The 14,227-nt window shown below is 39.7% G+C and carries 13 protein-coding genes; 7 read left to right on the plus strand and 6 right to left on the minus strand.

What is annotated here, in order from left to right:
- The first annotated feature begins 55 nt into the window (after positions 1-55).
- Positions 56-2,587, plus strand: a complete 2,532-nt coding sequence (locus B2906_RS06360) for a zinc-dependent metalloprotease (protein ID WP_144606724.1) — start codon at positions 56-58, stop codon at positions 2,585-2,587.
- Between the two features lie 92 nt (positions 2,588-2,679).
- The gene (locus B2906_RS06365; protein WP_091653688.1) at positions 2,680-3,090 is read left to right on the plus strand and encodes a Fur family transcriptional regulator; all 411 of its coding nucleotides are present in this window, start codon (positions 2,680-2,682) and stop codon (positions 3,088-3,090) included.
- On the opposite strand, the gene B2906_RS06370 is transcribed toward B2906_RS06365, so the two are convergent.
- Positions 3,087-3,317, minus strand: coding sequence for a hypothetical protein (locus B2906_RS06370; protein WP_091653686.1), 231 nt, complete (start codon positions 3,315-3,317; stop codon positions 3,087-3,089). The two genes, B2906_RS06365 and B2906_RS06370, sit on opposite strands and share 4 nt — an antisense overlap.
- 151 nt (positions 3,318-3,468) lie before the next feature.
- Between B2906_RS06370 and B2906_RS06375 the strand changes: the two genes are divergently transcribed.
- Positions 3,469-3,942 carry a YcxB family protein gene (locus B2906_RS06375; RefSeq protein ID WP_091653685.1) on the plus strand — a complete coding sequence of 158 codons (474 nt, stop codon included), beginning with the start codon at positions 3,469-3,471 and terminating at the stop codon, positions 3,940-3,942.
- Between the two features lie 357 nt (positions 3,943-4,299).
- On the opposite strand, the gene B2906_RS06380 is transcribed toward B2906_RS06375, so the two are convergent.
- The gene (locus B2906_RS06380) at positions 4,300-4,800 is read right to left on the minus strand and encodes a fasciclin domain-containing protein (protein ID WP_219957202.1); all 501 of its coding nucleotides are present in this window, start codon (positions 4,798-4,800) and stop codon (positions 4,300-4,302) included.
- A gap of 181 nt (positions 4,801-4,981) precedes the next feature.
- Between B2906_RS06380 and rlmH the strand changes: the two genes are divergently transcribed.
- Both rlmH and B2906_RS06390 read left to right on the plus strand, forming a co-directional pair.
- Positions 4,982-5,455 (plus strand): 23S rRNA (pseudouridine(1915)-N(3))-methyltransferase RlmH, encoded by a 474-nt coding sequence (rlmH, locus tag B2906_RS06385; RefSeq protein ID WP_219957203.1) that lies wholly within the window; start codon positions 4,982-4,984, stop codon positions 5,453-5,455.
- Between the two features lie 99 nt (positions 5,456-5,554).
- A complete protein-coding gene (locus B2906_RS06390) occupies positions 5,555-6,394 on the plus strand; it encodes a hypothetical protein (RefSeq protein ID WP_219957204.1) in 840 nt (279 codons plus the stop codon).
- 238 nt (positions 6,395-6,632) lie between these two features.
- Here B2906_RS06390 and B2906_RS06395 read toward each other — a convergent pair whose 3' ends face one another.
- From B2906_RS06395 to B2906_RS06405, 3 genes are read right to left on the minus strand one after another with little or no spacing between them, the layout of a single operon-like run.
- Complete coding sequence (locus B2906_RS06395) at positions 6,633-7,148, minus strand: FKBP-type peptidyl-prolyl cis-trans isomerase (protein ID WP_144606717.1); 516 nt, start codon at positions 7,146-7,148, stop codon at positions 6,633-6,635.
- A gap of 11 nt (positions 7,149-7,159) precedes the next feature.
- Positions 7,160-8,860, minus strand: coding sequence for a capsule assembly Wzi family protein (locus B2906_RS06400; RefSeq protein ID WP_219957205.1), 1,701 nt, complete (start codon positions 8,858-8,860; stop codon positions 7,160-7,162).
- A 1-nt stretch (position 8,861) separates the two neighbouring features.
- Positions 8,862-9,527 (minus strand): hypothetical protein, encoded by a 666-nt coding sequence (locus tag B2906_RS06405; RefSeq protein WP_219957206.1) that lies wholly within the window; start codon positions 9,525-9,527, stop codon positions 8,862-8,864.
- 130 nt (positions 9,528-9,657) lie between these two features.
- Here B2906_RS06405 and wecB point away from each other — a divergent pair, with 130 nt between their 5' ends.
- Complete coding sequence (gene wecB / locus B2906_RS06410) at positions 9,658-10,752, plus strand: non-hydrolyzing UDP-N-acetylglucosamine 2-epimerase (RefSeq protein ID WP_219957207.1); 1,095 nt, start codon at positions 9,658-9,660, stop codon at positions 10,750-10,752.
- Positions 10,753-11,238: a cupin domain-containing protein gene (locus B2906_RS06415; protein WP_219957208.1), complete on the plus strand. Its 486-nt coding sequence runs from the start codon at positions 10,753-10,755 to the stop codon at positions 11,236-11,238.
- Between the two features lie 66 nt (positions 11,239-11,304).
- Here the strand turns inward: B2906_RS06415 and B2906_RS06420 are convergent, their stop codons facing one another.
- Positions 11,305-14,208: a TonB-dependent receptor gene (locus tag B2906_RS06420; RefSeq protein ID WP_144606707.1), complete on the minus strand. Its 2,904-nt coding sequence runs from the start codon at positions 14,206-14,208 to the stop codon at positions 11,305-11,307.
- Positions 14,209-14,227: the final 19 nt, after the last annotated feature.

Genomic DNA, 14,227 nt, shown 5'->3' on the forward strand with positions numbered 1-14,227 from the left:
GCAATTATTACTTGAATCTGGGAGGTTATTTAAATCGAAAATAAAACTAATACTTATGAAAAACACGCTACCCAAATTTCTGAGGAGATTTACATTGCTGATTGGGTTGCTTGGTGTCATGTTCTATTCTGAGGATGCTTTTGCTCAGAAAAAGAAAAAGAAAGATTCCAAAAACACCCCAGCAGCCACTACTCCGCCAGCTAGACCCCAAAATGGCGGAAATAACAAAGGTCCAAAACCCTACAAGGATGTCATCACTAAAGATGCAAAATCCAAAACCGGATTATTCAAAGTTCATGAAATAGACGATAAATATTTCTATGAAATTCCTGATTCCTTGTTTGGCAGAGATATGTTGATGGTGACCACCATTGCAAAAACTGCTGACGGAATTGGATATGGAGGAGAAAGAACCAACACCTTGATGCTTCGATGGGAGAAAGAAAAGGATGCAGTCCTTTTGAAAGTAGTTTCGGTAGATAATTATGCTGCTGATTCTTTGCCTATCGCAAAGGCTGTTCAAAACTCCAACTTGGAGCCTATACTTCAAAGATTTGATGTCAAATCCAAAGCAACAGATTCTACAGGAACTGTGATTGAGGCTACTGATTTGTTTGCAAAAGATGTGCAGGCACTTGGTCTTCAGAGAAACAGAAGAACACAGTACAGAGTGCAGCGACTGGATGGAGATCGTTCATACATCGTTCATATCAATACCTACCCTATCAATATTGAAGCCCGCTATGTTTTGACTTACGCGGCTGCTGAGCCACCATCAAACAGCTCAACAGGATTGATCACTTTGGAAATGAACTCCTCTATGGTTTTACTTCCAAAGGAGCCAATGATGCAGCGTCTTGCTGACCAGAGAGTGGGTTGGTTCGGTAGGTCCTATGTGGATTATGGTGCAGATGCACAAAAAGCCGAATCACGTAGATTCCTAGATCGTTGGAGACTGGAAGTGAAAGAGGAAGACATGGAGAAATTCAAGCGTGGAGAATTGGTAGAGCCTAAAAAACCTATCGTTTATTATATCGATCCTGCTACTCCTACCAAATGGGTTCCTTATCTAAAGCAAGGTGTGGAAGATTGGCAAAAAGCTTTTGAAGCGGCAGGTTTCAAAAATGCCATTATAGCAAAAGAAGCTCCTTCTCCTGAGGAAGATCCTACCTGGAGCCCGGAAGATGCTCGTTACTCGGTAATCCGCTACTTTGCATCTGACATTCAAAATGCCTACGGACCTCACGTATCTGACCCAAGATCCGGAGAAATCATCGAATCAGATATCGGCTGGTATCACAATGTGATGAACCTTTTGAGAAACTGGTACTTCATCCAAACAGCTGCTATCAATCCAGAAGCTAGAAGTGTGAAGTTCAAAGATGAAGTAATGGGACGATTGATCCGATTTGTATCAGCGCACGAAGTGGGTCACACCCTTGGTTTGCCACACAACTTCGCCTCTTCTCATGCTTATCCTGTGGAAAAACTACGTGATCCAAAGTTCACTGCAGAAATGGGAACAGCTCCATCTATTATGGACTATGCGAGATTTAATTATATCGCTCAGCCTGAAGACGAGGGCGTAAGTTTAATGCCAGATGTAGGACCTTATGATAAATATGCTATCGCTTGGGGCTATAGACCTATTCCAGATGCAAAAACTCCAGAAGAGGAGCTGCCAACTCTAGATCAGTGGATTCTGGCGAAAAAAGGTGATCCTGTATACAGATATGGACGTCAGGGAAATTCTTATGATCCGACCACCCAAAGTGAAGACTTGGGAGACAATTCCATGAAAGCTTCTGAGTATGGAATTAAGAACCTAAAGAGAATTATGCCTAATCTAATGGAGTGGACCGCTGAAGAGGACAAGCCTTACAAAAACTTCTCAGATTTGGAAGAAATGTACGGACAGGTTTTAGGTCAGTTCAATAGATATATGGGACACGTAAGAACCCATGTGGGCGGAGTAATGGAAGTTTATAAAGCGACCGGACAAGGCGAGCCAGTGTATTCACACAACCCTAAAAACCTTCAGAAATCAGCTGTAGCCTTCTTGAATGAGAATTTATTCCAAACTCCAACTTGGATGATGGAAGAAGAAATCATCGCGAGAACAGGCGACTTTGGAGCTTTGGAAAGAATCAGAGGCTTACAAGTAGGTACTCTAAACGGAATCCTGGATTGGGGCCGATTGGGTAGAGTCATCGAAAACGAAGCTCTAAACGGAAACGATGCTTATAAAATCACGGAATTATTCGATGATTTAAGAAAAGGCATTTGGACCGAACTGCCAGCAGGAAGAAGCATAGATGTGCACAGAAGAGCGCTTCAGAGAGCGCATATCGAAAGATTGGAGCTCTTATTGACAGGTGATGAGCCCAATGTGCCTGCAGCATTCAGAAGATTTGTAGGGCCTCAAATCAACGCTTCTCAGTCTGATATCAGACCGATGGCGAGAGGAGAGCTGAAAACCCTTCAAAGACAAATCAGATCAGCTATTCCGCGAACTTCTGATACCATGTCTAAGTTACACTTGGAGGATTTGGCAGAAAGAATAGCTCAAATTTTGGATCCAAAATAATTGGATTCCAGTTATATCAAGAAAGGCGTCCAATTCTGGGCGCCTTTTTTTGTAAAAGTTCAAATTCCTTAATTTGCAGAATAATTGAACGCATGTTGACACCGCTTTCCATATTAAAAAGACATAAGCTACGCATCACTGACTGCCGCTTGGATATTATTCAGGAGTTTTTGGATAGACAGGTAGCCTTGGCGCATAGTGACCTGGAAAATAAACTGGAGAATCAATTTGACCGGGTAACTATTTACAGAAGCCTCAACACTTTTTTGGAAAAGGATATCATTCATAAAGTCTTGGATGATAGCGGAGCCACTAAATATGCATTATGCTCTCATGAAGATGAGCATGAGCACGATCATGAGCATGTGCATTTCAAATGCGAAATCTGTGGTGAAACAACCTGCTTGGACAGCATCAGTCTACCTGACATCAAACTTCCTAAAGGCTTTAAGAAAAAAGAAATGAGCTTATTGGTACAGGGGGTTTGTGAAAAATGCCATTAAACATCTACTGGTTCAGGAGACTTTTTCGGGCTTTTTGGGCTAGTGGGCCAAATGACTCCAGGAGGCAAATCAATTTTAGGCGGGCTTTGATTTTCAATCCCACCATCTCCATCATCACCATTACTTTTTCCCTTTTTCAGCGAATTTTTTGTCATGGTGGCTACAAAGTAAATCACAATGACATAGGCAAAACCCGCTAAGAATAGGTTGATAACCAAACTGCTCATAAAGAAAAATTTTACTTAAGATAAATCAATACACTTTTTAAATCAATGACTTAGGCGAATTGTTTCTTAATTTCTAAAGTATCTATCATTTTATTCGGCTTGTTTTATCCCTAGGATACTTGGATATTTGCGGTCTGAAAATCGAAAAGTGATGATTGTTAAAACTAAAAAATACCAATTACCAACCGGAACATATATTAAGATGGGCCTTACCAGTGTTTTGAAAGAGCAATGGTGGGTGATTTTGATAGCCTTGGCAATTTGTTGCGGATATTTCTGGATTGCATCTATCTGGTGGATTATAGGAGCCTTGATAGCTTATGGATTATATGTGCTGTTTTGGGCGATTCAGTTTACCGGAGTAACTCAAATGGAACAAAACAAAGTGATCTTTGAAAAGATGGCTTATGAAATTGACTCCAGACAAATTCTGATGAAAATCAATGCCCGCCAGGGAATGCCTGTACAGTGGAATATGATCAAAAGGGCTGAGATGGGAAAGGACGCGTTTATCCTTTACATGTCCAAAGCCCAGTTTATTCACCTTCCATATAAAATTTTCAATTCGGAGAATGAGAAAAAATTCATGGAGACTATTCTGAAGAGAAAAGAACTGATAAAATAAATCTGATTTTCCGCAATCATACCAGTTGCCTTATTTTCCTTGCTTGACAGGCTGGATGACCGAAGACGGTAGCTTCCGGATTCTGATCCTTTCAGCAGACAACAAGCCATATTTTTGTAAATACTGGTAAGAAAGCGGATATCCAAAAAATAAAAATTTGATTCTCTTCAATTTCACAAGTTGCCATACTTTTCTGGCTTGACTGATTGGAAGATCGAAGAGTAAAGCTTACAAATTTTGATCTTATCCCCCAAGCTAATGGTAATCTGAACATACCAGCTGGCTTAAAAAAGGATCTTTAAAAATAAAAAAATGCCTGTCTTTCGACAGGCATTCGTTTTTCTTCGAGCTTAGATCTTACATCGGAGGCAAGATCACTTTATCGATCACGTGCACCACACCATTATCTGCTTCGATATCAGCAGCGGTAACAGTTGCATCATTGATCATAGCTTTTCCGTCTTTCAAAGTTACAGTCACAGCACTACCCTGCACCGTAGTAGCCTTCTGACCATTTTTCAAGTCTGACGACATGATTTTACCTGGTACGACATGGTAGGTCAATACTGCTACCAGTTTGTCTTTGTTTTCAGGCTTCAATAAATTCTCTACAGTACCAGCTGGCAATGCAGCAAAAGCATCATTGGTTGGTGCGAATACAGTAAAAGGTCCGTCACCTTTCAATACATCTACTAGGTCACCCGCTTTCACAGCTGCAACAAGCGTAGAAAGAAAATCTGTACTTACCGCCAAGTCAACAATATCTGCCTCTACCTCATGCACATTTTGAGTTCTTGGGGCAAAAGCTGAGGCAACAAAAAACATGGCCAGAATTAAAATACTTCCAATTTTTTTCATGATAGTTAAAGTTTTGGTTTAGGAATAGAAAACCTCCCCGCTAAAGGATTGTTTGTGAGGACTTTGTTAAGAAATTTTAAATGGCCCTGAGGAGTTTAGGACGGTAACAAAGTCCAATGAGTGGTAAAAAATTAGTCGAAAATCTAAAAAGTAAAACCTGAAGAAATTTGCATCTTTGACTATGCTGATCAAAATTATTGCCATAGGAAAGACAGATCATCCTGCTATTCAGGAATTAACAGAAATCTATTCCCAGCGAATAGGACATTATCTCAGGTTTGAATGGGAGATTATTCCTGATCTCAAAAACACCAAGTCTCTGTCCCAATCTGCCCAAAAAGAAAAAGAGGGAGAGTTAATTCTAAAGAAAATCAATTTATCCGATGAGTTAATATTATTGGATGAAAATGGAAAAAGCTTCGATTCTATTGGATTTTCAGACTTTTTGCAGAAAAAAATGAATGCTGGAATCAAGCAGTTGATTTTTGTAATCGGCGGCCCCTATGGCTTTTCGGATGTGGTATATCAAAGGGCCAATGGAAAAATATCTCTTTCCAAAATGACCTTTTCCCATCAGATGATCCGGCCATTCATTGCGGAGCAAATTTACCGAGCCATGACTATTTTAAGAGGAGAACCTTATCACCATCAATGATTTATCTAAAAAAAAGTATGTTAAGTTTTTCCAAATATTTTTTCCAATGTTACCAAATTGTTAACTTTATGATATATTTGGTAACATTGACATTACAAAATGAAGATCAAATCATTCCTAACCAGTCTCTTTTTCTTGCTGAGCATGCTTACTGCGTGGTCCCAGGAGAGCTCTGTGTTACCGAATGACCTTCCTTTTGAAACTGAAATCGAGAAATCTCTTTGGGAAAAAAGTCTAAGCGAATCAGATTATTTGGCACTTTTTAGAGCGGTACATGCCGAAAATGAAATGCATGCTCAGAAATGGGAAGAGCATATTTCAACATTAGACAAGAAATTTGAGAAAAAGGGAAAGAGCCTTAAGTTCATCCGCACCCTATTTGAAAAGAGTCATCAGAATTTATTCAAAACTTACGAGCAGCACGCTACTTTCAATCAAATGCTATCCGAAGGCAAGTTCGACTGCGTGAGTGGTACTGCGACACTTGGAATGATTTTGAATAAATATGGATTTGACTTCGAAATCGTAGAGACCGATTACCATGTATTTTTAATTGTCAATGTGGATCAGAATCCAATCATTTTGGAAAGCACTTTGAGAATTGGCGGCATGATAACTAATCCAGGAGAAGTAAAGAATTATCTAAAAGCCTATGCTCCGGAAGAGGCATCCAGCTATTTGGATCTGAGACAAAGAATCGGTAGTCCCAATCAATCTGAAAGTGAAAAAACCATTTTTAGAAAAATCAACTTGACCCAATTGGCAGGTTTGCAATATTACAATGATGCTATTTTGCATTTCAATGAGCAATCCTATCGAGTGGCGGCAGTTCAATTGGAAAAGGCTTATAAACTTTACGAGTCAGAAAGAATTGAAGGATTAAAAAATCTTGCCATTGATCAGGCCTACAAAAATCTGGGCATAGACTTAAGAAAATAAAAAATGGCCTCTTTCCCCCCGAAAAGAGACCTTGTTGACTGTTACCGATCACCCCGAATCATTCCAGTCTTCTAAAAATCACATCAAAAACATCAAAATAAACAAGATTAAGGCTATTCTTGCTACCCAAACTTTGACTGTATCCATTTCGATTGTGGGTTATAAAATCAAATTTATAGAGCAAATTAAATCTATACAATACGACAAATGCCCTATCTTGAGACAGGGCATTGATCATTTAATCGTGATGATGGCCTCCTGGGCCATGAACATGGCCATGTTCTATTTCTTCTTTTTCAGCCTCACGAATTGCAACAATCTTTCCTTCAAAGTATAAATCATATCCTGCCAGAGGTGGATTAAAATCCATATGAACTCCTCTATAGTCGACCTTGATGATTTCTCCGCGCATTTGATTTCCCTTATCATCTTGCATGGGAATTACTCTACCGACTTTCAGAATATCCTTATTCTTTTTTCCGTCTTCTTTGAAATTCGCCTTCGGGATAATGACTTTTTTATTTTCATCATAATCTCCATAGCCATTTTCAAAGTCAATGAAAACTGAGAAGGTATCCCCTGCTTTTTTCCCTGAAAGCACTTCCTCCAATTTGGGAAGTACATTTTGATGTCCAAACAAAAACGGAAATGCTTGAGCTTCTCCTACCTCTTCAAATAACTCCTGACCGGACTCTCCGTCGTCTACCTTTAAGGTGTAAGCGATCGAAACCACTTTATCTTTTTCAGCTATCATTATTAATTTGATTATTTGAATAAATAGGCAACTCCCAAATGTGCTACGGAATTCTTTCTGTCAAAACCAGGGACAAAATATTGATCCGGCTGGTTTTCGAGGAACCATTTGTAATTGAGGGTATTTACATATTGAAATTTCCCACTGACCAGAATATTTCCAAATCTCCAGTCTGCCACTAAGGAAGGCACTAAATCCACATATTTATTTCTAAAATCCTTAGAAGCTTCGTATCGGTAATAGTAGAAATCATTATTGTAGACAATTCGCTCCATCTGAAATCCGATTCGGTTCATTTGATCCACCCATGCGAATTCCACAAAAATCTGATTACTTCCCGGACCATTTCCTACTCCTAAAACCTGCCCCTGATGAGTATATCCATGTCGCACGTAATCATGGATGTACCAAGTGCGAAGTTGTCTGATTTCTTCCCGAATAGTCTGACCGGTTTGAGTCATTTCAGAACTAATCTGGAAATACCTTCCTTGCTTTTTCAAAGGCATCAAGTGGGAAAACCCAAAAGTAAATGCCCTGCCTTTTTCAGGTGTGATCATAAAATCCCCCGTTCGAAAGCTATTCCCTCGAGTCCCGTATTCTCCATAAAATTCAAAATGACCTTCGGCACTCAACCATCTGAAAAATCCTGAGCTAAATTGTTGCCTCTTGTCGCGGATAGGATCTTCTACATTTTCAGGCCCCTTTCGACCATTGAAAACAGGCAAGCCATCTGCAAAGCTTGTCATATCTTCTCTGTACATATGGTTCACAGAGCCATATCCTAAGAATAAACCAGGAACCCATTTAGGCTGATAAGTCAAAACTAAGCCTCCCAGGTAGCGGTCTCCATTTTCTCTTTTTGGAATGAGAACTGGATTTTGTTGGATAGAATAATCAGGATGAGGAGGTGAGAAATCCGTGGATTTCAAAAACCCGGAAATCAGTTGCCCTTCAAAAGAACCGATTTTGGATTGAACAGGCTTTCTGGTATTAAGAGTAAAATGGAGAAAACCCGGAGCATTATTTCCCAAAAGAAGGGAGTTTCTTCGACCGGGACCCCACCATAAATTTTCTGTAGAAACCCCAATAGAATATTCTTTGTAATTATACCTCAAGCTGGACTGTCCCAAAAAGAATTTATTGTAAGAACCAGTCCCAAATCGCTCAGGCATATCTATCCTATTCATGTATTCATAATAAAATAGGATGGTGGCTTGATGCTCGATCGGGAAACCTATGTAATCTTTGTTTTGCGCGAGCAAAAGCTCGGGTTGAAACTGCAAAGAAAGTCCCTCATATTCTAAATAGGTTCCAATGCTGAGTAAATGCTGTAAGCCTCTATTTGGTATAAAAGCTCCATCATTGGTTCCAAATGCATAAGTAGAGTTATACTGCATTCGGTAAGAAGCAGGAAGCAGTAAAAACTTACCTTTTTCTTCCGGACCAAATCTTTTATGAGTTCGACTTTGATCAAAATCTACTATCGAACTGTCCAAATCAAATCCGTCCTTAACTCCGAAAGCTTCAGTAGGATATAATGGACGTATCATCCAACTGGAGGTAGAATCAACTTTTCCCAGCAATTGAGCTCTTCTCAAATACTCATCTAATAAGGGAGTACCAAGTGGGATGGTTTGCGAAAAAGCTGGATAAAAGCTAATCGCAAAAAATACCAAAATCAATGACTGTTTGAATGTGTTTTTGTACCCCATATTAATTAACGATCAATGCTTCAACGGTAATTTTTGCCAAGGACCAAGACTCATCACATTTAGGGTCCGGACTATTCTCTTGGCGTAATTCAGAATTCCAAAAAATCTTCACATCTGAACTTTGATGTCTGATGATTTTGGAAACAGTATATCTACTGGTGTAATTAGGGAAAGCACCAAATATGCATAATCCAGGCATATTGGTTCTAGTACTACCAGATTTGGGTACATTCTGCCGAAAATATGAATTCGGAAATGACTGGTAAAGACAAAACGTAGATTCACAGGGTGAATTAGAAAATGTCGTTCTGAATATTTCCTCATCATCTATCCCGAAGAACCAGTAATCTGGCCCGGACAAACCATCATCCGCATTGCCATCCCAGCTGTCATGAATCAAGACTTCTGTGGTAATTTTCAACATATTGTGTGATGGAAGATTGTCCAATTTTACAGATACTTCCTCATTGTGGTAATGCCCTGCAATCGTATCATTTTGGAAAATAAACAGCCTTCCGTTTTCAAAGCCTTTTAAATCCAGCGTGGAAAAATCATTATCATAAACCACTACCGATGATTCCAAGGTATCTGTGCAGGCGCTGATGGCAAAAGTTAGTATTAAAAAAGAAAGCAAATTTCTACCCCGCTTCCAGGTCCAAATATTCATATGTCCGAATCTGATAAAACTCTAGCTACAAAGAAACAAAAAAGCAGCCAATTAGAAGACTGGAAAAGTGCCTAAATATCATAGAACTGAGTCATCATTTCTTATTTTTGCCCCAAACCAAAGTTATACTATGCCAACTTTTACTATTGTCGCAGGTGCACGGCCTAATTTTATGAAAATTGCTCCCATCATTCATGCTATCCTGAAACAGCAAGAGAATGGGAAAAACATCAATTTTCGATTGGTTCACACAGGACAACACTATGATAAAAAAATGTCCGGAGACTTTTTTGAGCAATTAAACATTCCTGAGCCCCATGCGAATCTGGGAGGCGGAGGCGGAACTCAGGCAGAGCAAACAGCCTCTATCATGGTGGCTTTTGAAAAAGAATTGATGGAAAACCCCACTGATTTGGTAATTGTCGTGGGAGATGTCACCAGCACCTTGGCCTGCTCTATTGCAGCTAAAAAACTTTGTATTGATGTAGCTCATGTAGAGGGCGGAATTCGCTCAGGCGATTTAAGTATGCCCGAAGAAATCAATAGGATGGTCACAGATTCTATCACTGACCACTTTTTTACCACCTCAGAAATAGCTAATGAGAATCTTAGGAAAAGCGGCTTCCCTGAAAGTAAAATTCACTTTGTGGGAAATACCATGATAGATACGCTAATGGCCCAGATGCCTAGATTCCAAAAGCCCGAAGGAGCTATTTTTGATGGGCTGGAAAAGGGAAAATACTTCGTAATGACCATGCACAGACCTGCCAATGTGGATCAGGAGCAAAAGCTAAAGGCGATGATTGATGCTATTTTGGAAGGAACTCAAGGCTTACCAATCATATTCCCTGTTCACCCAAGAACAGCCAAAAACCTTCAAGCCATAGGCATTGACGCTCCTAATCTTCACATGTGTGAGCCTTTGGGTTATTTGGAATTCAATTATTTGGTAAAAAATGCAAAAGGTGTCATTACCGATTCAGGAGGTATTACCGAGGAGGCATCTATCATGAATGTGCCTTGTGTAACCTTAAGAGATAATACTGAAAGACCAGAAACCATTTATTTGGGCACCAACGAATTGGTAGGTACAGACCCTGCCAAACTTCGACCATACCTGGAAAAAATCATGAATGGGGATTGGAAGCAATACCAGGGAATTCCAATGTGGGACGGAAAAACAGCGGATAGAATTGTCTCAATTTTGATGGAAACCTATCAATAAATGAATACTCAGGAAAGAGTAGAATTCTTAGTGAAAAGTCTTCAGATGCAAACGCACCCTGAAGGTGGTTTTTACAGGGAAATTTATAGATCTCCTGAAATCATAGAAACCCAACAGGGAAAAAGGAATTTAAGTACAGCTATTTATTTTCTATTGACCTCAGAAAATATCTCACGCTTCCATCGAATTCAAAGTGATGAGATATGGTTTTGGCATGAGGGCAGCCCACTTTCTGTTCATACACTTTCGGAAGAAGGACATCAAATCATGTCATTAGGTCCAGCGAATGAAGAAAGTTGTCAACCACAGCGGTTGGTTCAGGCTAAAACAATCTTTGGAAGCAGTGTTGATTCGCTGGGTTCTTATGCGCTGGTATCCTGCGTAGTATCACCGGGTTTTGATTTTGAAGACTTTGAGCTGTTTTCCACAGAAAGCCTTTTGGCACTTTATCCGGAAGAAAAAGAAATAATACATCGATTAACTTAGCTACGATGCAAAAAACAAAGGCTTCCAAATCTCTTCGGAAGCCTTTTTCATTGTGGTAATTAATCCTTAGAAAGAAAATGCTACTTTAAAGTTCATTCTCAAGCCTGGAGCAAGGCTAGTAAAGATCTGATCTTGCGCTGCGAAAGATCTAAACACCATTTCTCTTTTATCATTTAGGATATTCTGAACTCCAAATCCAGCCTGGATTCTCTCATCAGCTCCAAATGACTTATTGATATTCAAGTTTAAGCTATGGAAAGGTACTGTGTAAGTGTCTGTTCTGTTTCCAAAACCCACATAGTTCAAAGTAGAACCCTGCACATTGTAGAATACACCAGCTTCCCAGCCTTTGTTATAATCTTGGTATGCCAAACCTGTATTGATAATGTAAGGAGCCTGTCCAGCCATATCTCTTGTGTCTTCCACTACTTCTCCTTCTCTGGCAGTCAATGATCTGGATCTGAATTCAGATTCTGACATTTTGATCCGGGACTCGGTTACAGTTACGTTTGTATTCCAGTTGAATTTCTCCAAAGCAGGTGTGATAAAAGCCAAAGACTTTCTGAATTCAAATTCCAATCCTGCTACTGTACCGTTTCCTACGTTTCTTGGTTGGAAAGTACCCGGGTCAGCAAGAAACTGCACCATTTCGATAGGTCTGTCGAAAGTTTTGTAGAAGGCACTGACAGAAAGCATTTGACCTCTTTCTTGGAATGCTTCCCATCTGATATCAAAGTTGTTGATTCTTGTTGAAACCAAGTTTCCATCCCAAAGCACCTCTGTACCACCATTGGTAGTCTCAGGGTACAAGCCACCGATGAAAGTTCTACCGGTAATCGGATCTAGAATCTCAGCATAAGACAATTCTTTGAAAGATGGTCTTGCGATAGTTCTGGAAGCAGAAAGTCTTAGATTCTGATTGTCTTTCAAGTTGTAGATCAAGTTCACTGTCGGGAAGAAATCAATATCATCCAACATAGTCACCAAATCAAAGTTGATGGTTCCGGTTTGGTTAGTACCTGTATAGTACTGATTGAATTTCTCTACTCTCAAGCCAACAATTGCCTTTAATTTATCTGCTGGTTTCGCTTCAACAGAAGCATAACCCGCTACATTGGTAGCGATAGATTGATACTCATTAGGGTTGATTGGAATAAAATCCGCATTGTATCTTACTCCATTTCTGTTTGTCCCAGAGAATAAGTTCTCATCTCTTAGAATTTCGTTTGGATCTCCTACGAATTCAGTGTCACCAGTTGCAAATTGGAAGCTTTGGATATTGAAGTCACGGTATTTGAACACATAATTAGATCCAAACTTTACTTTTGATTCTCTTTGGAATAAAGAAAGGGATTTAGCTATATCTACTTTACCCACTACACTGTATTCTTCCAAATTTCTCCAGATTCTTGCAGGTAAACCTACTTCAGTAGAAATGGTATTGGTAGGAACTCTGAATCTTGTAAATCTGATGTCCGGATCTTCAATAGTAGATCTGGTCGGTGCCAATTTCCAGTTTACTTCCCAATCTCTGGCATTAAAGAAATGTGTACCTCCCAATAAAACACTGGTAAGTCCTCTTTGGCTATACTCCAAGTTATACTGCTTCGCTTCAAAGTTTGCTCCAAGGTTAGTATTGACGAAATCAAATTCACCAGCTTTGGATTCACCATTTTGAAGGTGCATGATATTCAATTTGTACTTGGAATTATCAGTTTTCAAAGCAATCCCTGCAAGTCCTCCCAACAAAACATTGTTTACACCGTAGTCACCTCTTTGTCTTTCCAGAGGTTCTAGCTCAGTGTCATTAGCCTGTCTTGGTTTTGCAAAAAGGTTGAATTCGGCATCCTGGTAAAACTCTGTTTCATTTTTGTAAGTCAGAGCAAAGTTATAACCCCAAGTTGCTTTGGTTCTTGCAACTTGATTTCCTAGAGAAAAGCTAACACCCAAATCCATCAAGCTGTTAGTTCTATATCCTCCTAACGTTCTGTTGAAGCTTCCCAAAATCTCCTGATATTCCATCCCTCTTGCTCCGTTAGGGTTACCTACCGCCTGTCCATATTGTGGAATGTTAGTTCTACCATCTGTAGGGATAGCTCTTGTACCATCGTCGAAACCTAGCCAATCTGTCTGACCACCGTCATACTTCAGGTAACTGGAATTAAAGTGCATGGAAGGAGTCAAGCCACCACTTAGGCTCAATCGCATATTTTTCTCCTCAGGAAAATCCTTGGTCTCAATATCTACCACTCCACCGGTAAAATCAGCTGGAAGTTCTGCTGTGAATGACTTTGAAACAATGATATTGTCAATCACATTCGTTGGGAAGATATCCATTTGGATAGAGTTTCTATCCGGATCCAAACCAGGAATATCAACACCATTCAATACAGTCTTGGTATATCTGTCTCCTAGGCCTCTTACGTAAATGTATTTTCCTCCTTCGATAGAAACACCGGTAACTCGTTTTACTGCAGAAGCTGCATCACCATCACCGATTTGACGGAAAGAGCTTGCAGAAATACCATCCATTAGATTGGCTGCATTTCTTTTCACAGACATCAAAGCAGATTCTGTAGTTCTGATTGCAGAAGCTGCAATTGTCACAGTTTCCAATTCAGAAGCTTCATCTGCCATCAAGATATCATTCAATACATTGACAGCTCCGGTCTTTACTTCTACTTCAGTCAACTGAATAGTAGCGTAAGAAATGTAGGAAATCTGTAGAGAGTAAGATCCTGGTTCAACCTGAATTTCAAATTTTCCATCAAAATCAGTTACCGCTCCAGTTCCTGTTTCTTTCACAAGCACTGAAACCCCGAAGAGAGGTTCACCGGTAGCCTGCTCATAAATAGCCCCCCGGATGGTACCCTTTTGCGCAAAGGCAAAACCGGCAATAACCTGGGTCAAAACCAGGATAATCAAGATCACCGTTTTTTTGGCGAAGAGATTTTTAGATTTATTTTTCATACAGCAATTTGTAATTGAA

Origin of the sequence: Algoriphagus sp. UBA3586, assembly GCF_002376385.1 — a bacterium.
GTDB classification, from domain to species: domain Bacteria; phylum Bacteroidota; class Bacteroidia; order Cytophagales; family Cyclobacteriaceae; genus Algoriphagus; species Algoriphagus ornithinivorans.

Excerpts from the sequence above, each read along its gene's own strand:
- B2906_RS06365 (WP_091653688.1), top strand. The coding sequence starts at position 2,680 with ATGTTGACACCGCTTTCCATATTAAAAAGACATAAGCTACGCATCACT.
- B2906_RS06415 (WP_219957208.1), top strand. The coding sequence starts at position 10,753 with ATGAATACTCAGGAAAGAGTAGAATTCTTAGTGAAAAGTCTTCAGATG.
- B2906_RS06360 (WP_144606724.1), top strand. The coding sequence starts at position 56 with ATGAAAAACACGCTACCCAAATTTCTGAGGAGATTTACATTGCTGATT.
- B2906_RS06380 (WP_219957202.1), bottom strand. The coding sequence starts at position 4,800 with ATGAAAAAAATTGGAAGTATTTTAATTCTGGCCATGTTTTTTGTTGCC.
- B2906_RS06375 (WP_091653685.1), top strand. The coding sequence starts at position 3,469 with ATGATTGTTAAAACTAAAAAATACCAATTACCAACCGGAACATATATT.
- B2906_RS06395 (WP_144606717.1), bottom strand. The coding sequence starts at position 7,148 with ATGATAGCTGAAAAAGATAAAGTGGTTTCGATCGCTTACACCTTAAAG.
- B2906_RS06370 (WP_091653686.1), bottom strand. The coding sequence starts at position 3,317 with ATGAGCAGTTTGGTTATCAACCTATTCTTAGCGGGTTTTGCCTATGTC.
- B2906_RS06420 (WP_144606707.1), bottom strand. The coding sequence starts at position 14,208 with ATGAAAAATAAATCTAAAAATCTCTTCGCCAAAAAAACGGTGATCTTG.
- B2906_RS06390 (WP_219957204.1), top strand. The coding sequence starts at position 5,555 with ATGAAGATCAAATCATTCCTAACCAGTCTCTTTTTCTTGCTGAGCATG.
- B2906_RS06400 (WP_219957205.1), bottom strand. The coding sequence starts at position 8,860 with ATGGGGTACAAAAACACATTCAAACAGTCATTGATTTTGGTATTTTTT.
- rlmH (WP_219957203.1), top strand. The coding sequence starts at position 4,982 with ATGCTGATCAAAATTATTGCCATAGGAAAGACAGATCATCCTGCTATT.
- B2906_RS06405 (WP_219957206.1), bottom strand. The coding sequence starts at position 9,527 with ATGAATATTTGGACCTGGAAGCGGGGTAGAAATTTGCTTTCTTTTTTA.
- wecB (WP_219957207.1), top strand. The coding sequence starts at position 9,658 with ATGCCAACTTTTACTATTGTCGCAGGTGCACGGCCTAATTTTATGAAA.